This window comes from Allobosea sp. LjRoot90 (assembly GCF_964254315.1).
Lineage (GTDB): Bacteria > Pseudomonadota > Alphaproteobacteria > Rhizobiales > Beijerinckiaceae > Allobosea.
In genome coordinates this window covers 1,056,616-1,077,147 of record NZ_CAXUTF020000001.1, presented here as the reverse complement: position 1 = coordinate 1,077,147, position 20,532 = coordinate 1,056,616, and the positions used below count along the sequence as shown (strand labels likewise).

Here is a 20,532-nt window from a genome sequence, read left to right as displayed (position 1 = left end):
TATTTGTTCTAAATACTGAAGATGGGAAGGCCATCTCCAGATCAACCAGATCTGTTCGGTTGGGACGCCCAGTACGGGATCATGGCCGGCCGTGATTGGTCGAAAACTTTAGTTGCCCCCGGCTGGATCAGATACTTCTTCGCGCTGGTGCCGCCACCGGAGGATGCTGCGGCAATCGATGCGTTCGCCCACGATCTTCGCAGTTCGCACGATTTGCGCGGGTGGCCGATCGGACCGGAGCGCTATCACGTCACCTTGTGCGGCATCGAGCGATACGGCGGAGTTGCCAGCGAGGAGATTGCGGCCCTGGAGAAGGTTGGCGCTTCCATGGTCGCGTCGGGGTTCACTGTCGCCTTCGACCGCGTTGCGGGGCATGGCAAACCCGGTGATCGACAAGCCATCTTTCTGGAAACCAGCCTGACGTTCCCGATCCTCGACAGGCTTCAGGGGAGGCTGCGTCGCGAGATGCGGGCGAGAGGTTTTCGGACGCCGTCCAAGTTCGGGCCGCATCTGACCCTGCTCTACGACGAGTGCCCATTCAGCAGGCCGATGGTCCCACCAGTGAGCTTTCCGGTTCGGGAATTCGTGCTCGTCCGCAGCGTCCATGGCGCGAGCTGCCATGATCATCTCGCCCGCTGGCCGCTCGGCGACCGATGATGTCGCGGATGCTCTTCAGTTGCCGTCCGCCGGGGCAGTCGCCGTCTGCGGGGCGGTGCGCAACACCTCTGCCGTGATACCGGAGCCGGCGAGGCGCTCGCGGCCGCCCATCCCCTCGATCTCGAAGACGAAGAGCGCGCAATCGCAATGGCCGCCGAGCCGGCGGATCAACCGCGCCGCGGCCATCGCCGTGCCGCCAGAGATCAGGCAATCGTCGACGATCGCGACATGGCGTCCCGCCAGCCGGGCGCCTTTCGAGATCACGACGCCTTCGCCCAGCTCGTAGTTCGCCATGATGCTGCGCATCACCTCATTGCGCAGCGAATCGACCTTGCGGATGTCGATGAAACCGAGGCCGTTGCGATAGGCCAGCGCCCCGGCGAGGCCGAGCCCGCCGATATCGAGGCCAGCCAGCACATCGATCTTGGCCGGTATCCGCGACGCGAGAGCATCGACGAGGGGACGGGTCAGGGTAGCTTCGCTGGTTGCGATGGAGAGGTCGGGGAAATCCACCCCGGTAGCCGGATGATTTTTCCAGAAGCGGAACGGGATATCGAGGTCGTCGTCGCTCTTCGCGACCTGAAGCTGATCGATCATGACGCCCATCCGATTCCTGCTCACTCCCATACGCGCCATCGTTGCCTATCGGATGACAAAACGGACATGCGCCCGATTGTCCGCGCTATGGTCGGGGATGGCAACGAGCTGTCTGCTTGGTCTCCGACTGGCCGCATGTCAGGCCGGCGCCGACGGCAATCAAAGACGGTCGAGACGATGGTCACGCTCTACGGCATCAAGAACTGCGACACGATGAAGAAGGCCTGGAGCTGGCTCGACGCGCACAAGATCCCCTATGCCTTCCATGATTATCGCGCCTCGGGCATCGACAAGGCCCGGCTCGAAGCGTGGTGCCGCGAGCTCGGTTGGGAGAAGGTGCTCAACAAGGCGAGCACAACCTTCCGCGAGTTGCCGGAGGCCGACAGACAGGGCCTCGATGCCAACAAAGCGATCAAGCTGATGCTGGCGCAGCCGACCATGATCAAGCGCCCCGTGCTCGATCTCGGCGAGCGCCGCATCCTCGCCTTCAAGCCGGATGTCTACGAAGCCGCTTTCGCCAAGCGGTAGAGATTTGAAACATCATTGCGAGCATAGCGAAGCAACCCAGAGCCGCAGGGCATGATGCCCCTGGATTGCTTCGTCGCTGCGCTCCTCGCAATGACGGTAAGCAATCGAGCCCTTCCACAGAACGCCGCGCTGGGCTAGGCCGGCGCCCATGACGACTGACAAGACGACGGAATTCAGCTTTCATCTGCTCGGCCGGGACGGCGCAGCCCGCACCGGCGAGGTTCGCATGCCGCGCGGCGTGATCCGCACGCCGGCCTTCATGCCGGTCGGCACCGCCGCGACGGTCAAGGGCATGTATCCCGAGCAGGTCAAGGCGCTCGGCGCCGATGTCGTGCTCGGCAACACCTACCATTTGATGCTGCGGCCGGGCGCCGAGCGGGTCGCCAAGCTCGGCGGCCTACACAAGTTCATGAACTGGCCGCACCCGATCCTGACCGATTCCGGCGGCTTCCAGGTGATGTCGCTCGCCAATCTGCGCAAGCTGACCGAGGAAGGCGTCACCTTCCAGTCGCATATCGACGGCTCCAAGCATGTGCTGACCCCGGAGCGCTCGGTCGAGATCCAGAACCTGCTCGGCTCCGACATCGTCATGCAGCTCGACGAATGCGTCTCGCTGCCTTGCGAGGACAAGGTCGCCGAGAAGGCGATGCGGCTCTCGCTGCGCTGGGCCGAGCGCTGCAAGGCGGCCTTCGGCGACCCGGCGGGGCGGGCGCTGTTCGGCATCGTCCAGGGCGGGGCTGTGCCGGCCTTGCGGGTCGAGAGCGCGCGCGAACTCGCCGCCATGGACCTCAAGGGCTACGCCATTGGCGGCCTCGCGGTCGGCGAGCCCCAGGACATCATGCTGGCGATGATCGAGACGGTCGAGCCGCATCTGCCGAGCGAGAAGCCGCGCTACCTGATGGGCGTCGGCACGCCGGACGACATCGTCGAGGCGGTCAGGCGCGGTGTCGACATGTTCGACTGCGTGATGCCGACCAGAGCCGGCCGCCATGGCCAGATCTTCACCCGCTTCGGCCGGATGAATCTGAAGAACGCCAAGCATGCCGAGGACCCGCGGCCGGTCGATCCGCAATCCTCCTGCCAGGCGGCCAATACCTATTCGCGGGCCTATCTGCATCATCTGGTCAAGGCCGAGGAGATGCTCGGCAAGATGCTGCTGACCTGGGTCAATCTGGCCTATTATCAGGAGCTGATGGCCGGCCTGCGCGCCGCCATCGCCGCCGGCCGCCTGACCGACTTCATCGCCGAGACCAAGGAAGGCTGGGCCAAAGGCGAGCCGGCGTGATCGATCCCTGGCTCGGCCTGCTGCTCATGAAGATGGCGGTCGCGGCCGCCATCGTCGTCAGCTGCTCGCTGCTCGCCGAACGGTCGGGGCCGCTGCTCGCGGCGATGATCGCGACGCTGCCGATTTCGGCCGGGCCGGTCTATGTCTTTCTCGCGCTTGATCACGACGCGGCCTTCATCTCGGCCGGCGCGCTCGGCAGCATGAACTCCAATCTGGCCAATGCCAGCCTGTCGCTGGTCTATGTCCTGTTGGCGCAGCGTTTCGGCACGCTCGTCAGCCTCGGCGCCGGGCTCGCCACCTGGTTCGCGGCGGTTGCTGTTTTGCGCGAGCTCTCATTGCCTTTTCCAGCGATTTTTGTGCTGACGATCATCGCCTTCCCGGCGCTGCATCGGATCTTCCGGCCCTATTTCGCGGCGCGCCCGGCGCAGCCCCCGGGGCGGCTCTGGTATGTCCTGCCGCTGCGCGCCCTCGCTGTCGCCACGCTGACCGGCGTCGTCACGACCTTGAGCACCACGGTCGGCCCGACCTGGTCAGGCGTGCTCGCAGCCTTGCCGCTCGTGCTGTCGAGCCTGATTGCGATCCTGCAGCCGCGTATCGGCGGGCCGGCCAGCGCCGCGGTTATTGCCAACAGTGCGCTCGGCCTGCTGGGGTTCGGGCTTGGGCTCGCCACCCTTCACGTCGCGGCACCGGCGTTCGGTTCCTGGCCGGCGCTCGGCCTCGGCCTGCTGGTCTGTATCGTCTGGAACCTGGGACTGATGGCGCTAGCGCGCCGCCGGGCGACGCCATGAGGCGACGAACAGCCCGGCGATGATCAGCGCGATGCCGCCGATCTGCAGCCCGCTCGGGATCTCGCCGAGCACGGGGATCGCGAGCAGCGTGCCGACCACGGGGATCATCGGCGGGAAGCGCCCGGCGACCGAGGGGCCGAGCACTGGCGTCGACCAGCTCCAGATCCACAGGCCGACGATGACGTTGAGCACGCCCTGATTGATCGCGTGCAGGACCAGCACCCACCAGGGGGCGACGTCGAAGCCGCGGAAATAGAAGGCGAAGTAGATCGGCAGGTAGACCATCGACAGCACTGAAACCACGGCCGTGGCCTTGAGTGCATTGACGCGCCAGAGCTGGATCAGCAGCGGATAGCCGCCCCAGACCAGTCCGACGCCGAGGAAGCAGAGATCACCGAAGACGATGCTCGGATTGGAGTGCGTCGTGCCGGCAATGCCGAGGCAGGCGAGGCCAATGAGTACCGCAATGACGCCGAGCACGAGCTGCCGCGTCAGCAGCGCGCCGAACAGGACGACGCTGCCGACGATGCCGATCACCGTGACGGTGCCGGGCCCGATCACCGCGCCATGGGCGGCGGGAGCATAGGTCAGCCCGGTCATGAGCAGGAAGCTCATCGGGAAGCCGCTCATCACCGCCAGGATGAGGCCGCGCTTCCAGCCGAGACCGGCGCAATCACGCAGGCCGCCGGCCATCATGAAGCTGGGCAGAAGCAGGAAGCCGGCGGTGACGAAGCGCAGCGCCAGCATGTCGTGCGAGGAGAGGCCGTTCAGCACCGCATGGCGGCTGAAGACGAAATTCGCCCCGAAGATCACCATGGCGAAGGCCATGCCGGCAAAGGCGAGCTGCCTGCGCCGGCGCAGCTTCTCGTCGGAAAGCGGAACGGCTTGATGCATGCTCCGGCTTAGCGCGATGCCGGAGCTGCCGTTAGGGGCCAAACCGCATGGCGCTGCCTATTGCAGCGCAGCATGATGCGTCAGGCGAGGGCCTTTAGCGCCGAGCGGCCGGCATAGATCGCCTGTGCGCCCAATTCCTCTTCGATGCGAAGCAGCTGGTTGTACTTCGCCGTCCGGTCGGAGCGGGCAAGCGAGCCGGTCTTGATCTGTCCGCAATTGGTCGCAACGGCGAGGTCGGCAATGGTCGCATCCTCGGTCTCGCCCGAGCGGTGCGACATCACCGCGGTGTAGCCGGCGCGCTGCGCCATCTCGACGGCGGCGAGCGTCTCGGTCAGCGTGCCGATCTGGTTGACCTTGACCAGGATCGAGTTGGCCGTCTTCTCCTTGATGCCCCGCGACAGGCGGGTGACGTTGGTGACGAAGAGGTCGTCGCCGACCAGCTGGCACTTGCTGCCGACGAGATCGGTCAGGGCCTTCCAGCCCTCCCAGTCGTCCTCGGCCATGCCGTCCTCGATCGAGACGATCGGATAGCCGGCGACCAGCTTGGCGAGGTATTTGGCCTGCGCCTTCGGATCGCGGGTTTTGCGTTCTCCTTCATAGACATAGGAGCCGTCCTTGAAAAACTCGGTCGCGGCGCAATCGAGTGCCAGGGCGACGTCTTCGCCGGGCTTGTAGCCAGCCTTCTCGACCGCCTGCATGACGAAGTCGAGCGCCGCTTCCGCCGACTTGATGTTGGGGGCAAAGCCGCCCTCGTCGCCGACATTGGTGTTGTGGCCGGCGTCGTGCAGCGCCTTCTTCAGCGTGTGGAAGATCTCGGCACCCATCCGCAGCCCCTCGGCGAAAGAGGGCGCGCCGATCGGCATCACCATGAATTCCTGGAAGTCGATCGGGTTGTCGGCATGTGCGCCGCCATTGACGATGTTCATCATCGGCACCGGCAGGACGCGGGCCGAGGTGCCACCGACATAGCGATAGAGCGGCAGGCCCGAGGCTTCGGCGGCCGCCTTGGCCACGGCGAGCGAGACGCCGAGGATGGCGTTGGCGCCGAGCTTGCTCTTGTTCGGCGTGCCGTCGAGCTCGATCATCGCTTGGTCGATCGCGGCCTGGTCTTCTGCGTCCATCGCCACGATCGCTTCGGCGATCGCGACATTGACGGCCTCGACCGCCTTCAGCACGCCCTTGCCGAGATAGCGGCTCTTGTCGCCGTCACGCAGCTCGACCGCCTCATGCGCGCCGGTCGAGGCGCCCGAGGGCACCGCGGCGCGGCCCATCGAGCCGTCTTCGAGCACGACATCGACCTCAACCGTCGGGTTGCCGCGGGAATCGAGAATCTGGCGGCCGATGATATCGATGATCGCGGTCATGGCAGGCTCCGGAGCTGAGGTGGGCAAGGGATGCCGCGCTTCTAGACACAAGCTGCGGCGACGGGAAGGGGCGGTGGCGTTTATCCGGGCCGGGCATTAAAAGCCGCGGCAACGCCAGCGGCCGTGATCGACGGGCGCCCACTTGCTCAGGACCAAGCCATGACACTCGACGCCTCGACCCTCCAGCTCGGCAAGGCAAGCGACCTGCCGCGGTCGCCGGAGGAAGCCCGCCTCGACCGCGTGCCGAACGCGCATGCCGGCACCGATTATCTCGCGCGCTTCACCTGTCCGGAATTCACCTCGATCTGTCCGGTCACCGGCCAGCCCGATTTCGGCATTCTGGTGATCGACTACCTGCCGGGCGATTGGCTGGTCGAATCGAAGTCGCTGAAACTTTATCTCAGCTCCTTCCGCAACCACGGCGCCTTCCATGAGGACTGCACCGTCGGCATCGGCAAGACGCTGGTCGAGCTGCTCCAGCCGAAATGGTTCCGCATCGGCGGCTACTGGTATCCGCGCGGCGGCATCCCGATCGATGTGTTCTTCCAGACTGGCGAGGCCCCGAAGGGTCTTTGGCTGCCCGACCAGGGTGTCGCGCCCTATCGCGGGCGCTGATCCTTAGCGCTGAATCTCAGGTCCGGCTGCCGGCCAGCGGCAGGATGCGCGGCGTTGCGAAGCCGAGCAGGGTGATTCCGGCGGCGAAAAGCAGGATCGCGCCGCTGGTGCCGAACAAATGCAGGGCGGCGCCCATCAGCACCGGCCCGAGCGCATGGCCGCAGAACAGGGCACAGGCGAAGAGTGCCACCGCCGAGCCGCGGGCCGTCGGTGCGAGTTCGGTCGCCTGCGCCTGGAAGGTGCCGTGCATCAGGAAGAAGCCGAAGCCGTTCAGCGTGAAGATCGCGACCGCGCTCCACCAGGGCAGGAAGGGGAGCGAGAAGAGAGCGAAGGCCAAGCCCATCACAATGCCGCCCAGCGTCGTCATCCGGGTCGGGCCGAGCCGCTCGACCAGGATACGGGTCAGCACGCCGTAGACGATGCCGCCGAGCCCGGTACCGGCGATGACGAGGCCGGCCTGCGACGGGCCGACGCCGGCGCGCTCGTGCAGGATCGCCGCGATATAGGGTGGCATGCCGAAGATCAGGCTGCCCTCGACGATGACGAGCCCGTAGAGCAGCTTCGATCGCGGATTGGCGAAGACGGCGGCATAGTTCGCGAGCGCACCGGCGAAGCTCAGCGGTGCGCGCCGCGCATCCGGCCTGGGCTTCAGCACCACCAGCACCAAAATGCCGGCGATTGCGGCGAGGCCCCCCGCCATCACGAAGACGTAGCGCCAGCCCAGATGCTCGGCGATCAGCCCCGAGCAGGCGGCACCGACCATTTGTCCAACGATCATCAGCACCAGGAAGCGGCCGAGCATGACCTGCCGCTCGGCCATGGGCGCCCGGTCACCGATCGCCGCCATCGCGACCGGGATGATGCCTCCGGCGGCGATCCCCGCGACCATGCGCACGACCGTCAGCGCTTCGAACGACCCGACGAAAGCCACCGCGAGCGACAGCAGCGCGAGCCCGCCGAGGCAGGCCGAGATCGTCCTGAGCTTCCCCAGCGAATCGGCGATCGGCCCGAGGAAAGGCTGGCCGACGGCGTAGGCGAAGGAGAATGCGGTCGCGACGGCAGCGACCTGGGCGATGCTGCGGCCGAACTCGGCCGCCAGCGTCGGCACCAGCGGATCGAGCAGCCGCATGGTGAAGGTCGAGGCGAAGCCGCACGCCCCAAGCACAAGGATGAGCGAATTGAGTGAACCTTGCGGTGGCGAAGCTGCGGGGCTGTCAGACATACGCCAGCGTAGAATGCGCTATGCGCTTGGCAAGTCGATCAAACTCTTGCAGCTCTGCAATCAGCGCATGGAAGTCGCGCAGCGGCACCATGTTCGGCCCGTCCGACGGGGCATTGTCGGGGTCCGGATGCGTCTCGATGAAGACGCCGGCGACGCCGACCGCGACCGCGGCGCGCGCCAGCACCGGCACGAATTCGCGCTGGCCGCCGGTCGAAGCACCCTTGCCACCGGGCTGCTGCACCGAATGGGTGGCGTCGAAGATCACCGGGGCGCCGATCTCCGCCATGATCGGTAAAGCGCGCATGTCGGTGACCAGCGTGTTGTAGCCGAAGGATGCGCCGCGCTCGGTCAGCATCACGTTCGGATTGCCGCTCTCGGTCACCTTGGCGGCGACATTGACCATGTCCCAGGGCGCCAGGAACTGGCCCTTCTTGACGTTGACGACGCGGCCGGTCTTCGCGGCGGCGACGAGCAGATCGGTCTGCCGGCACAGGAAGGCCGGAATCTGCAGCACGTCGACCACTTCGGCGACCGGGGCGCACTGGCTCGCATCGTGGATATCGGTCAGCACCGGCATGCCCGTGCGCTCGCGGATCTCGGCGTAGACGGGCAGGGCGGCCTCAAGCCCCATGCCGCGCTGGCCCTTCACGCTCGTGCGGTTGGCCTTGTCGAAGGAGGCCTTGAAGACGATGCCGATGCCGAGCTTCTCCGCGGTCTCCTTCAGCGCCAGGGCGATCTCGAGCGCGTGATCCCGGCTCTCCATCTGGCAGGGGCCGGCGATCAGGGCGAGCGGCAGGCCGTTGCCGAAACGGACGGGCTTGGCGAGATCGGCGCCCACGGTGACGATGGTGTTGGCGGTCATGGCGGGCTCCTTGCGTAGGGTGGCGGGTTTAGAAGCCGCTCACTTGGCTGGCAAGCGCCGCCATGGCCAGCGCGTGACGCCGGATGCGTACAGCGCCGCCCAGATCAGCACCGGCTGGAAGGCCAGGCGAGGGCCGTGATACCACCAGCTGCTCGGCAATTCGGGCAGGAAGACCCCTTCCAAGGCGTGCTTGAGATTGGCCGGGAAGACGCAGAGCGCATAGAGCGCAAGGCCGATCCCCGCGGCCTTGCGCAACCGCGGAACAAGCAGGCCGAGGGCGCCGAGAATTTCGGCGATGCCTGTCGCGATCACGGTCGAGTGCGGCACTGGCACCCAATCCGGCACGATCGGCAGGAAGGCCGCAGGCGAACGCAGATGCAGCAGGCCGGCCGCGAGATAAAACGCTGCCAGTAGCGAGAGCATGGCGCGCCGCCCTGTGCTCATCGCCTCATGTCACCTCGAACCAGCTCCACAGCCCGCGGTCGAAGCGCTCCAGCACGGTCGAGGAGATCAGCCAGCGCCCGGGATTGTCGGCGATGAAGGCGATGTGCAGCCGCTTGCCCTCGGGAATCTGCACGGTGTCGAGGAAATAGGGCTCCCAGCCATCGTCGAGCGGATGCAGCAGGCGGAAGCTGTGGCCGTGAACATGTAGCGGCTGCAGGAAGGCGGTCTTGTTGGTGATGGCGATCACCACCGGCGTGCCGCGCTTGACGCTGAGCAGCGGTTTGCCCTTCGGATCACCCTGGCCGCCATTGACGGTCCAGGGCCTGGCGAGGTCGAGACCGACAAGGTCGAGCTTGTTCTCGGGCGTGATCCTGGCGCCGCCCTCGATCACCAGCTCGGCACGTTTCGCGTCCTGCAGCCGCACTGCCGCCGGCAGGGCCGGGTTGAGCGGCATCGCGACGATCGGCGCACGGGCCGGCTTCGCCGCGCCCTCAGAGACGAAGCGAACCAGCGGCACGCCGGGCCCGATCAGCGCGGTGACGCTGGCGCTGGCCCCGACCGTTTCCGGCATGTCGAAGATCACGTCGTAGCGTGTGCCCGGCGCGAAGGGCAGCTGCCCCCGGACTGGCTCGAAGGTATCGGTCGGCTGACCGTCGACCGCTGCGACGGAGGCTTTCATCTCGTCGAAGCGCAATCGCATGATCCGCGCATTGCAGGCATTGGCGAGGCGGAGCCTGACGCGAGCGCCGGGCGGCAGCTTGACCGGCAGCGGCGGCGGCTTGCCATTGACGGTGAGCCAGCTGCCGAGCCGTCCGGCCGCGGCGCCGTCCTGTCCATCGGCAGCGAAGGGCAGGAGCTTCTGGTCGTCGCCGAGCAGCCAGTCGCCGATCAGGGCAGGCAGGTCGAGATCGACCGAAGGCGGCTCCTTCTCCTCGACGATCAGCATGCCGGAGAGCCCGCGCCCGGCCGGCTCGGATGAGCCACCGATCAGCATCGGCCGATAGAGGAAGGTCCCGGAATCGGGCGGGGTCAGCCGGTATTCGAACTGCCCACCCGGCGGCACCGGCTCCTGGCTGAAGCCGCCCACCCCGTCCATGGCGTGATCGGCACGCAGGCCGTGCCAGTGCAGCGAGAGCGGCTTGTCGGTCCGATTCTGCAGGGCAAGGCGCAATGTCTCGCCCTGCTTTACCTTAAGTACAGGGCCCGGTGTGGCGCCGTCGAAGGCCCAGATCTCCGTTTCTGGCGCTGGCGCTGGCCGCAGCCTTACCTTGGCCGAGGTCGCGACCAGGTCTCGCGTCGCGCCACCGGCAGCGGGCTGCTGAGCCAATGCGGAAAGCGGGGCGAGCAGGGTTGCGAATCCTGCGCCCTGCGCGATGACCAGGCGTCGGCTGGGATGAGGGCGCGAGGCCGGCGGCGAAGCATCGTTGCTCATGCCCGCGACATAGCCTTGCCGCGCCATTCTGGCGAGTGGAAAGCCGCTCGGGAGCGGCGTTCGCAGAACTGTCGCATTTTTTTGCTGCATGACGCGCCCGAAATGGTATAGCGGCGCGGCCTACGGTGCTGCTGTCGCGAAGACTGCGATATGGCGCACCGGGTTGGCGGGCGTGGCGGAACTGGTAGACGCACTGGTTTTAGGTACCAGCGGCGAAAGTCGTGGGGGTTCGAGTCCCTCCGCCCGCACCAGGATTCGGATTTCGCGAGCGCGGCGGCGGTCATTCGGCGTCGCGCTTTGGACATTGAAGTTAAAGAGCTGTTGGCGGATCAGAACGATGAACGTGACGGAAACCCTGTCCCAGGGCCTCAAGCGCGAATTTCAGGTGGTGCTGAACGCCGCCGACCTCAAGACCAGGCTGGATGACGGCCTCGCTGGCCTGCAGGGCAAGGCCCGCATCAACGGCTTCCGGCCCGGCAAGGTCCCGGTCGGCCATCTGCGCCGCCTCTATGGCCGCTCGGTCATGGCCGACGTCGTTCAGAACGCCGTCAACGAGGCGAACCAGAAGATCATCGCCGACAACGAGCTCAAGCTCGCCTTCGAGCCGCAGATCAAGTTCCCCGAGAACAAGGACGAGATCGAGGCCGCGATGGAGGCCAAGGGCGATCTCGCCTTCACCGTCGCGCTCGAGGTACTGCCGAAGATCGAGATCGTCGACCTCTCGGACGTCGCGCTCGAGAAGCCGGTCGCCGAGGTCCCCGAGGCTGATGTCGATGCCGCGCTGGAGCGCATGGCTTCGCAGAACCGCAGCTTCGTCTCGAAGAAGGACGGCGCCAAGGCTGCCAAGGGCGATCGCCTGCTGATCTCCTTCGTCGGCACGCTCGAGGGCAAGCCTTTCGACGGCGGCACCGGTTCGGAAATCCCGCTCGAGCTCGGCGCCGGCCAGTTCATCCCTGGCTTCGAGGAGCAGCTCGAAGGCGTGAAGAAGGGTGAGCAGCGCACCGTCTCGGTGACCTTCCCCGAGAACTACGCCTCCGAGAACCTCGCCGGCAAGCCGGCCGAATTCGCCGTCACCGTCGACGACGTCCAGGCGCCGGGCGAGCTCAAGATCGACGACGAGCTTGCCAAGGGTTTCGGCATGGAGTCGCTCGACGCGCTCAAGGCCGCTGTCCGCGAGCAGGTCGGCCGTGAGCTTGGCGAGCAGTCGCGTCGCAGGGTGAAGAAGAGCCTCCTCGACGCCCTCGACGGCAAGTACAGCTTCGAGCTGCCGCCGACCCTGGTCGAGCAGGAGTTCGCTGCGGTCTGGAGCCAGGTCGAGGCGGATATGAAGAACGCCAACAAGACCTTCGCCGACGAGAATACCACCGAGGATGAGGCTCGCGCCGAGTACCGCAAGATCGCCGAGCGCCGCGTGCGGCTCGGCCTGGTGCTGGCCGAGATCGGCGAGCAGGCCAAGATCCAGATCGCCGATGACGAGGTGACGCAGGCCCTGATCCAGCGCGCGCGCCAGTTCCCGGGCCAGGAGAAGGAAGTCTGGGAGTTCTACCGCAAGAACCCGCAGGCACTCGCCGAGATCCGCGCCCCGATCTTCGAGGAGAAGGTCGTCGACCATCTGCTCGGCCAGGTGAAGGTCTCCGACAAGTCGGTTTCGCGCGACGTGCTCTTCGCCGACGACGAGGAAGAGGGCACGGCCGAGGCCAAGCCCAAGGCCGCCAAGGCGAAGAAGGCCAAGAAGGTCGCGGACGACGAGGCTTCGGCCTGACCCTACGCCCCTGATTTACGATTTCGCGCCGCCCGCATTCCGCCGGGCGGCGCTTCCCTTTTCAGCCGCCACCGGCATGCTTATGTGGGGCTTCGCTGCTATCGGCTGATTCCCGCCGCTTCACCCCAAGGACCGACCATGATGCGTGACCCGATCGAGACCTATAACAATCTCGTCCCGATGGTGGTCGAGCAGTCGAGCCGCGGCGAGCGCGCCTTCGACATCTATTCGCGCCTGCTGCGCGAGCGCATCATCTTCCTGACCGGCCCGGTCGAGGATTACTCCGCCTCGCTGATCGTGGCGCAGCTCCTGTTCCTCGAGGCCGAGAACCCGAAGAAGGAAATTTCCTTCTACATCAATTCGCCCGGCGGCGTGGTCACCTCGGGCCTGTCGATCTACGACACCATGCAGTTCATCCGCTGCCCGGTGACGACGCTCTGCGTCGGCCAGGCCGCTTCGATGGGCTCGCTGCTGCTGACCGCCGGCGCCAAGGACATGCGGTTTGCCCTGCCGAACGCGCGAATCATGGTCCACCAGCCCTCCGGCGGCTTCCAGGGCCAGGTCACCGACATCCTGATCCATGCCCGCGAGGTCGAGAGCCTGAAGCGGCGCCTGAACGAGATCTACGTCAGGCACACCGGCCGCTCCTACGAGGACATCGAGCAGGCGCTGGAGCGCGACAACTTCATGACCTCCGAGCAGGCGCGCGATTTCGGGCTGATCGACAAGGTCATCGACAAGCGCTCGGACGAGGCGGCCGCCTGAGCTGCATCGCAAAGACACGCCTGTGGGTTGGCGAGTGGCTTTCGAAGGGCCATATTGCCTAGAGACTAGGCCTCATGTTTGCATGGGGCATCGGAAGGGCGCAGCAAGGCGCTCGAGCGGTCCGGTTTTGGGTCAGTTTCGTCGCCACCTGCGCCAGAGCGACGCGTTAACCTAAAAATCGTGATCTGAGCGCCTATTATGACGGGGAGACGACATCAGCCTGCCGTTATTCGGTGGCGGATTTTGTCCTCCGAGATGGAGAATCATGATGACTAAGGCCAGCGGCGGCGATTCCAAGAGCACGCTCTATTGCTCCTTCTGCGGCAAGAGCCAGCATGAGGTCCGCAAGCTGATCGCGGGCCCGACGGTGTTCATCTGCGATGAATGCGTCGAGCTCTGCATGGACATCATCCGCGAGGAATCGAAGTCCGCGCTGGTGAAGTCGAAGGACGGCGTGCCGACGCCGAAGGAGATCCGCAAGGTCCTCGACGACTACGTCATCGGCCAGGACCACGCCAAGAAGGTCCTCTCGGTCGCGGTCCACAACCATTACAAGCGGCTCTCGCATGCCTCGAAGCACAATGACGTCGAGCTTGCCAAGTCGAACATCCTGCTGATCGGGCCGACCGGCTCGGGCAAGACGCTGCTGGCGCAGACGCTGGCGCGCATTCTTGACGTGCCCTTCACCATGGCGGATGCGACGACGCTGACCGAGGCCGGCTATGTCGGCGAGGACGTCGAGAACATCATCCTGAAGCTGCTCCAGGCCTCCGACTACAATGTCGAGCGGGCTCAGCGCGGCATCGTCTACATCGACGAGATCGACAAGATCAGCCGCAAGTCCGACAACCCCTCGATCACCCGCGACGTCTCGGGCGAGGGCGTCCAGCAGGCGCTGCTCAAGATCATGGAAGGCACCGTCGCCTCCGTGCCGCCGCAGGGCGGGCGCAAGCATCCGCAACAGGAGTTCCTGCAGGTCGACACCACCAATATCTTGTTCATCTGCGGCGGCGCTTTCGCCGGGCTGGACAAGATCATCTCCAGTCGCGGCAAGGGCACCTCGATCGGCTTCGGCGCAAACGTGAAGGGGCCGGACGACCGGCGCACCGGCGCGATCTTCCGCGAGGTCGAACCCGAGGATCTGCTCAAGTTCGGCCTGATTCCGGAGTTCGTCGGCCGCCTGCCGGTGCTGGCGACGCTCGAGGACCTCGACGAAGCCGCGCTCAAGACCATCCTCACCGAGCCCAAGAACGCGTTGGTCAAGCAGTACCAGCGCCTGTTCGAGATGGAGGACACCGAGCTGACCTTCACCGAAGAGGCGGTCAGCCTGATCGCCCGCAAGGCGATCGAGCGCAAGACCGGCGCGCGTGGCCTGCGCTCGATCATGGAGGGCATCCTGCTCGAGACCATGTACGAATTGCCGGGGCTGGAAGGCGTCGAGCAGGTCGTGATCGGCCCCGAGGCGGTCGAGACCAAGTCGCGTCCGCTGTTCATCTATGCGGATCGCGAAGAAGAGGCCAAGTCGGCCTCGGCCTGAGCTAAGGCCGGCTTGACGGCCTGTCGCCACGGCGTAGCCTCGCAACCGGGGCTATGCCGGGGGGCGATGTGATCATACGACCACGCCGGGTTCGCGATTCGATGACCGCTCGTGCCGTCACGAGCGGCGCGATCGCATTATTCCTCCTTGGCGTAGTGTTGCTGCCTGGGCCAGCCGCGGCACAGACCGGTGCCGACCCGGTGATGCGGGTTTTGAAAGAGCTGGGAATCGGTGAACTGCCGGTCGCGGTCTCGACGTCTCGGCCAGTTGCCAAACACCTTGAAACCCTGACGCGGGAGCGCTGTGATCGCGAAGCGGTCTTGGCCTTTGCAGAGGGCCTGAAACAGGCCGGCTACCGCCGCGAAGGCGCTCAGGCGTTAGTCCGCTTTTCGGAGAACTGCGGAGGCTTCATCGACGCCCTGCGCCGCGCCGCGAACATCTTGATGGATCTGTCGGATTGGGGTGGGGCGGCCGCCGTTGCGAGCAAGATCGTCGAGGAGCAGCCGCATTCCGACAACGGTTATTATCTCCGGGCCACCGCGAACGACAAGGCGGGCAAGGCCAATGAAGCGATCGACGACTACCTGACGGCGATTGCCCTGTTCGCCGACAAGGAACGAATTTCCTCGGTCGGTTATTTCGCGGCATCCCGGGCCTACGAAAAGCTCGGGCAATATTGCGACGCGATCGTTCCCATCGAGGCCTGGATCGCGTTGAATCCGCTGCGCAACGACAACAGGAATCCGCTGCGCAACGACAACAGCCGCACGCAGGCGGTGATCGGGACGTTGCGCAGCAAGGGGCAGTGCGCCGAAAAGGCCTTTGCCACGGACGAAACCATTCCGATCACGCGGAGCGGTCAGGTCGTCACCGTGTCTGCCACGATAAACGGTACCAAGGGAACGTTCATCATCGACACGGGCGCGACGTTCGTTTCGCTCCGCCAGAGCTTTGCCGATCGCGCCCGGATCGTGGTCGACCCCACGAGCAAGGTCCGCTTGCATACGGCCAATGGTATTATCGAAGCCCGCCGTGGCAGGGCCGCTCTGATCGAACTCAAGCGCGTTCAAGCGACCGAGGTGCCGGTCGTCGTGCAATCCGACGCTTCTGGCAGCTACGGCGTGCGCGTCGACGGCCTTCTCGGCATGAGCTTTCTCAGTCGGTTCGATGTTACGATCGACAGGCGCAGCGTGAGGCTTCGATCGCGTGGTGGCGTGAAGCTGTAATCGCGAGCTTTCAGAGCCTGTTCGTCGGGGCAGGGCGAAGAAGAGGCCAAGTCGGCCTCGGCTTGATCGCAGCCCTTGTCTGACCCGGTTTGGAACGCGCGCCGCTGGCGCGCGTTTTGCTTTGTTGGGATGCCCGGGCACGACTGCCCATCATCTGGTTTTGGCTTGTCGGCAGGCTCACGGCCTCGTGTCCGGCCGGCGGTGGAAGCTGCGGTGGACTTCGCGAGGGCGTCGCTTGAAAGGCGGCCTCGAAACCTCCACCTTAGGATCACTTGCGAGAGTCGCGTGCCTGTTGAGGGCGTGGCCCGCAGGGGCGCCTGGCGTGAATGGTCGCGTCGCGCGGTACGTCCGTTCGATTGCCTTTCGGGGGGTCGGCCGGGCGAAAACTTGAAGGACTAGATATGACTGGCTCGACGCCCCGCGCCCCGCTTGTCCCCGGCACGACCGATACCTATCCGGTCCTGCCGCTGCGCGACATCGTCGTATTCCCGCACATGATCGTGCCGCTCTTCGTCGGCCGCGAGAAGTCCATTCGCGCGCTTGAGGAAGTCGTCAAGAATGATGGCCTGATCCTGCTCGCCACGCAGAAGAATGCCGGCGACGACGATCCGGAAACCGGCGACATCTATGAAATCGGCACGCTCGCCCGCGTGCTTCAGCTGCTCAAGCTGCCCGACTCGACCGTGAAGGTGCTCGTCGAGGGCATCGGCCGGGCCAAGGCGACGGCCTATACCGCCACCGACGATTTCTACCAGGCCGAGGCCGAGGCGCTCGCCGAGGAAACCGGCAAGAAGGTCGAAGTCGAGGCGCTCGCCCGCTCGGTCGTCAGCGAGTTCGAGAACTATGTGAAACTCAACAAGAAGATCTCGCCCGAGATCGTCGCGGCGGTCTCCCAGATCGACGAGCCGGCCAAGCTCGCCGATACGGTCGCCTCGCATCTCGCGGTCAAGATCGCCGACCGGCAGACCGTGCTCGAGGTGATGAACGTCGCCCACCGGCTCGAGAAGGTGCTCTCCCTGATGGAGAGCGAGATGTCGGTGCTGCAGGTCGAGAAGCGCATCCGCTCGCGCGTCAAGCGCCAGATGGAGAAGACCCAGCGCGAGTACTATCTCAACGAGCAGATGAAGGCGATCCAGAAGGAGCTCGGCGACGGCGAGGAAGGCCGCGACGAACTGGCTGAGCTGGAAGAGCGCATTGCCAAGACCAAGCTGACCAAGGAGGCGCGCGACAAGGCCGTCGCCGAGGTCAAGAAGCTGCGCCAGATGTCGCCGATGTCGGCCGAAGCCACCGTCGTGCGCAATTATCTCGACTGGCTGCTCGGCATCCCGTGGCAGAAGCGCTCGAAGATGAAGAAGGATCTCGCTGCCGCCCAGAAGGTGCTCGACGACGATCATTTCGGCCTCGACAAGGTCAAGGACCGGATCGTCGAATACCTTGCCGTGCAGCAGCGCGCCAACCGGCTCGCCGGCCCGATCCTGTGCCTCGTCGGCCCTCCGGGCGTCGGCAAGACCTCGCTCGGCAAGTCGATCGCCAAGGCGACCGGCCGCGAATTCGTGCGCATGTCGCTCGGCGGCGTGCGTGACGAGGCCGAGATCCGTGGCCACCGCCGCACCTATATCGGCTCGATGCCCGGCAAGATCATCCAGTCGATGAAGAAGGCCAAGACCTCGAACCCGCTCATCCTGCTCGACGAGATCGACAAGATGGGTCAGGACTTCCGCGGCGACCCGTCGGCGGCCCTGCTCGAGGTGCTCGATCCCGAGCAGAACTCGACCTTCAACGACCATTACCTCGAGGTCGACTATGACCTGTCGAACGTGATGTTCGTGACCACGGCGAACACGCTGAACATCCCGCCGGCCCTTCTGGACCGCATGGAGGTGATCCGTATCGCCGGCTATACCGAGGACGAGAAGGCCGAGATCGCGCGCCGCCACCTGATTCCGGGGACGATCAAGAAGCATGGCCTCGAATCCAAGGAATGGTCGATCGACGACGAGGCCCTGATGACGCTGGTCCGCCGCTATACCCGCGAGGCCGGCGTGCGTAACCTCGAGCGCGAGCTTGCCAACACCGTCCGCAAGGCGGTGAAGGAGATCGTGCTGACCAAGAAGAAGAAGGTCGCGGTCACGCCAGCGGTGCTGGAAGAGTATCTCGGTCCGCCGCGCTATCGCTATGGCGAGGCTGAGACCGAGGACCAGGTCGGCGTCGTCACCGGCCTGGCCTGGACCGAGGTCGGCGGCGAGATGCTGACGATCGAAGGCGTGATGATGCCCGGCAAGGGCAAGATGACCGTCACCGGCAATCTGCGCGACGTGATGAAGGAATCGATCTCGGCGGCGGCCTCCTATGTCCGCTCCCGCGCCATCGATTTCGGCATCGAGCCGCCGCTGTTCGACCGGCGCGACATCCACGTCCACCTTCCCGAGGGGGCGACCCCGAAGGACGGTCCGTCGGCGGGCGTCGGGATGGCGACGGCTATCGTCTCGGTCCTGACCGGCATTCCGGTCCGTCGTGACATCGCCATGACCGGCGAGATCACGCTGCGGGGCAGGGTGCTTCCGATCGGCGGCCTCAAGGAGAAGCTCTTGGCCGCCCTGCGCGGCGGTATCAAGAAGGTGCTTATCCCCGAGGACAACGCCAAGGATCTGGTCGATCTGCCGAAGTCCGTGAAGAACGGGCTCGAGATCGTCCCGGTCTCGCGGATGGAGCAGGTGCTGCAGCATGCGCTGGTGCGCCTGCCCGTCCCGATCGTCTGGGAGGAGGACCTGAAGGCGGCAACGCCCAAGGCCGCCGAGGACGATGCGGCTGCAGGTCTCGTCGCCCACTGAATTCAGCGCTCGTGAATAGAAAGGCCGCCGGCTCTGCCGGCGGCCTTTTTTATTGGCAGCCCACTTGAGCCGCACCCTGCGTCATAGCCTAGGGCTGATTCAGGAGGTGCCGATGAGTATGCGAAGCAAGGGTGAGACCTGGCTCGAGGCCAATGAATGTGCGGCCCGGATCGGATTGTCGAAGCGGGCGCTGCGGCTCTACGAGGAACGCGGCCTGATCCGGCCGCGGCGAACCGATAAGGGCTGGCGCCTCTATGGCGCCGACGAGATCGCCCGGCTGCACGAGATCCTGGCGCTGAAGCGGCTGGGTCTCAGCCTGCAGCGGATCACTGCGCTCCTGCACGGCAAGGCGCTGGATCTTTCGGGCGTCCTCGGCATTCAGCACAGCCTGCTCAGCGAACAGCGTGAGCGGGCCGAGCAGGGGCTTGCTCTGGTCCGCGCCGCGCAAGCCAAGCTCGCGGCCGGCACCTCCCTCAGCCCTGACGAACTGATCAAGCTCGCAAAGGAGGCCATCATGACGCAGACCACCACCGATTCCATTGCCTGGCGGCGCTACGAGCAGGCGCGGCCGCGCGCTGAGAGCAAAATCGACCCGAGCCGCTTCGCGCGATGCACCGGCTTCTACCGGCATCCAGCCGGGCTGGTCATGACCGTCAGCCTGGAGGGCGATCGCTTCTTCCTGCAAGTGTCCGGGCAGCCCAAGGTCGAGCTCTTCGCCGAGAGCGACCGCAACTTCTTCCTGAAGGTGGTCCCGGCCCAGCTCACCTTCACACCGGGTGACGACGGTGATGTCGACGCGCTGGTCCTGCATCAGGGCGGGCACGACACCGTCGCCACACGCATCGACGAGGTAGAGGCGAGGCGCCTGAGCGAGGAACTCGGCGAGCGGGTACGGAGCCGGGTTCCGCACCCGCGGAGCGAAGCAACGCTGCGCGAGCTGATCGAACAGCAGCAGAACGGCAGCATGCCTTTCGAGCTGTTGAGCGAGGAGCTGGCGGAGCTCGTGCGTGAGCAACTTCCGATCGTGAGCGCGGAGCTCGAATCGAAGGGCGACCTGCGCGAGCTAGGCTTTCGCCGCGTCGCCGAGGATGGCGTCGATATCTACGAGGTGCAGTTCGCCCAAGGCTCCCTGCAATGCGGCATCGGCTTCGGCGAAGACGACCGCGTGCATACGCTCTGGATGATGCCAGCCTGAAGGCTGGTGGGCGGTGACGGGCTCGAACCGCCGACCCTCTCGGTGTAAACGAGATGCTCTACCAACTGAGCTAACCGCCCCTTGCCCGCCGTTTAAGGCCATGAGGGCAGGTTCGCAAGTCGCAGGCTGCAGCTTGGCCTTGCCCAGCCCTTTCGACCTATGGCTCGGCGAGCCTTGGGTCGAGAGCGGCCAGAGGCTGCCATGAAGGAGTCGCGCGGCCACCGAGCCGGGACACCGAGATTCGCCCCCTTTCGGCTCGCCCATCAACGGGCGATCTCTCTTTGCATCAGGTCGCGGGCCGGAAACGGCTCGATCGAAGCCCCTTTAGCCGGACTTTGGAGAGGATCGACATTTTGACGGCTTCGGTGCTTGACAGTCAGGGCCCGGGGCCATAATCCCAACCCCGCCGAGGACATGTCCCTCCGCCGCCCGCGCGGGCGTAGCTCAGTTGGTTAGAGTGCCGGCCTGTCACGCCGGAGGTCGCGGGTTCGAGCCCCGTCGCCCGCGCCATTTCAAACGATTTTCCAG

18 protein-coding genes and 3 tRNA genes are annotated in these 20,532 nt (G+C 65.6%); 13 read left to right on the top strand and 8 right to left on the bottom strand.

Translation table 11 applies throughout. The annotated features are described in order from the left end of the window. Nucleotides 1–81: 81 nt before the first annotated feature. Entirely contained in the window at nt 82–657 is a 576-nt protein-coding gene (locus tag ACSQ3M_RS05190; RefSeq protein WP_436148982.1) for a 2'-5' RNA ligase family protein, read from the top strand. A gap of 15 nt (nt 658–672) precedes the next feature. Here ACSQ3M_RS05190 and ACSQ3M_RS05185 read toward each other — a convergent pair whose 3' ends face one another. Further along, nucleotides 673–1,254, bottom strand: a complete 582-nt coding sequence (locus ACSQ3M_RS05185; RefSeq protein WP_436148981.1) for a phosphoribosyltransferase family protein — start codon at nt 1,252–1,254, stop codon at nt 673–675. 135 nt (nt 1,255–1,389) lie between these two features. Between ACSQ3M_RS05185 and ACSQ3M_RS05180 the strand changes: the two genes are divergently transcribed. The 3 genes from ACSQ3M_RS05180 (at nt 1,390) to ACSQ3M_RS05170 (ending at nt 3,855) form a co-directional block, all read left to right on the top strand. After that, the gene (locus tag ACSQ3M_RS05180) at nt 1,390–1,782 is read left to right on the top strand and encodes an ArsC family reductase (RefSeq protein WP_436148980.1); all 393 of its coding nucleotides are present in this window, start codon (nt 1,390–1,392) and stop codon (nt 1,780–1,782) included. Nucleotides 1,783–1,930: 148 nt separating this feature from the next. Beyond that, on the top strand, nt 1,931–3,067 hold the full coding sequence (gene tgt, locus ACSQ3M_RS05175) for a tRNA guanosine(34) transglycosylase Tgt (RefSeq protein ID WP_436148979.1): 1,137 nt from the start codon (nt 1,931–1,933) through the stop codon (nt 3,065–3,067). Further along, complete coding sequence (locus ACSQ3M_RS05170; RefSeq protein WP_436148978.1) at nt 3,064–3,855, top strand: hypothetical protein; 792 nt, start codon at nt 3,064–3,066, stop codon at nt 3,853–3,855. The genes tgt and ACSQ3M_RS05170 overlap by 4 nt, the downstream gene beginning before the upstream one ends. On the opposite strand, the gene ACSQ3M_RS05165 is transcribed toward ACSQ3M_RS05170, so the two are convergent. Further along, entirely contained in the window at nt 3,829–4,749 is a 921-nt protein-coding gene (locus ACSQ3M_RS05165) for a DMT family transporter (protein ID WP_436148977.1), read from the bottom strand. The two genes, ACSQ3M_RS05170 and ACSQ3M_RS05165, sit on opposite strands and share 27 nt — an antisense overlap. 80 nt (nt 4,750–4,829) lie before the next feature. Further along, a complete protein-coding gene (gene eno / locus ACSQ3M_RS05160; protein ID WP_436148976.1) occupies nt 4,830–6,113 on the bottom strand; it encodes a phosphopyruvate hydratase in 1,284 nt (427 codons plus the stop codon). 159 nt (nt 6,114–6,272) lie between these two features. Here eno and queF point away from each other — a divergent pair, with 159 nt between their 5' ends. Next, nucleotides 6,273–6,728 (top strand): preQ(1) synthase, encoded by a 456-nt coding sequence (gene queF, locus ACSQ3M_RS05155; RefSeq protein WP_436148975.1) that lies wholly within the window; start codon nt 6,273–6,275, stop codon nt 6,726–6,728. Nucleotides 6,729–6,744: 16 nt separating this feature from the next. Here the strand turns inward: queF and ACSQ3M_RS05150 are convergent, their stop codons facing one another. Genes ACSQ3M_RS05150 through ACSQ3M_RS05135 form a run of 4 tightly spaced genes read right to left on the bottom strand, consistent with a single transcriptional unit; the run spans nt 6,745 to nt 10,688 of the window. Continuing rightward, nucleotides 6,745–7,950, bottom strand: coding sequence for an MFS transporter (locus ACSQ3M_RS05150; protein WP_436148974.1), 1,206 nt, complete (start codon nt 7,948–7,950; stop codon nt 6,745–6,747). After that, nucleotides 7,943–8,812, bottom strand: a complete 870-nt coding sequence (gene kdsA / locus ACSQ3M_RS05145; protein WP_436148973.1) for a 3-deoxy-8-phosphooctulonate synthase — start codon at nt 8,810–8,812, stop codon at nt 7,943–7,945. The genes ACSQ3M_RS05150 and kdsA overlap by 8 nt, the downstream gene beginning before the upstream one ends. A 39-nt stretch (nt 8,813–8,851) precedes the next feature. Continuing rightward, entirely contained in the window at nt 8,852–9,256 is a 405-nt protein-coding gene (locus tag ACSQ3M_RS05140) for a DoxX family protein (RefSeq protein ID WP_436148972.1), read from the bottom strand. A gap of 4 nt (nt 9,257–9,260) precedes the next feature. Beyond that, a complete protein-coding gene (locus tag ACSQ3M_RS05135; protein ID WP_436148971.1) occupies nt 9,261–10,688 on the bottom strand; it encodes a multicopper oxidase family protein in 1,428 nt (475 codons plus the stop codon). 166 nt (nt 10,689–10,854) lie between these two features. On the opposite strand from ACSQ3M_RS05135, the gene ACSQ3M_RS05130 reads away from it, so the two are divergent. The 7 genes from ACSQ3M_RS05130 (at nt 10,855) to ACSQ3M_RS05100 (ending at nt 20,004) form a co-directional block, all read left to right on the top strand. After that, nucleotides 10,855–10,939 (top strand) — tRNA-Leu (locus tag ACSQ3M_RS05130). Nucleotides 10,940–11,025: 86 nt separating this feature from the next. Then, nucleotides 11,026–12,450 carry a trigger factor gene (gene tig / locus ACSQ3M_RS05125; RefSeq protein ID WP_436148970.1) on the top strand — a complete coding sequence of 475 codons (1,425 nt, stop codon included), beginning with the start codon at nt 11,026–11,028 and terminating at the stop codon, nt 12,448–12,450. Nucleotides 12,451–12,591: 141 nt separating this feature from the next. After that, complete coding sequence (locus ACSQ3M_RS05120) at nt 12,592–13,215, top strand: ATP-dependent Clp protease proteolytic subunit (protein WP_436148969.1); 624 nt, start codon at nt 12,592–12,594, stop codon at nt 13,213–13,215. 268 nt (nt 13,216–13,483) lie between these two features. Beyond that, nucleotides 13,484–14,752: an ATP-dependent Clp protease ATP-binding subunit ClpX gene (clpX, locus tag ACSQ3M_RS05115; protein WP_436148968.1), complete on the top strand. Its 1,269-nt coding sequence runs from the start codon at nt 13,484–13,486 to the stop codon at nt 14,750–14,752. Nucleotides 14,753–14,853: 101 nt separating this feature from the next. Continuing rightward, a complete protein-coding gene (locus ACSQ3M_RS05110; protein ID WP_436148967.1) occupies nt 14,854–15,978 on the top strand; it encodes a retroviral-like aspartic protease family protein in 1,125 nt (374 codons plus the stop codon). Nucleotides 15,979–16,379: 401 nt separating this feature from the next. After that, entirely contained in the window at nt 16,380–18,809 is a 2,430-nt protein-coding gene (gene lon, locus ACSQ3M_RS05105; RefSeq protein WP_436148966.1) for an endopeptidase La, read from the top strand. A 112-nt stretch (nt 18,810–18,921) separates the two neighbouring features. Continuing rightward, complete coding sequence (locus tag ACSQ3M_RS05100; protein WP_436148965.1) at nt 18,922–20,004, top strand: MerR family transcriptional regulator; 1,083 nt, start codon at nt 18,922–18,924, stop codon at nt 20,002–20,004. Between the two features lie 4 nt (nt 20,005–20,008). Here ACSQ3M_RS05100 and ACSQ3M_RS05095 read toward each other — a convergent pair. After that, nucleotides 20,009–20,084 (bottom strand) — tRNA-Val (locus ACSQ3M_RS05095). A 353-nt stretch (nt 20,085–20,437) separates the two neighbouring features. Here ACSQ3M_RS05095 and ACSQ3M_RS05090 point away from each other — a divergent pair. After that, nucleotides 20,438–20,514: transfer RNA gene (locus ACSQ3M_RS05090), tRNA-Asp, on the top strand. Nucleotides 20,515–20,532 lie beyond the last annotated feature (18 nt).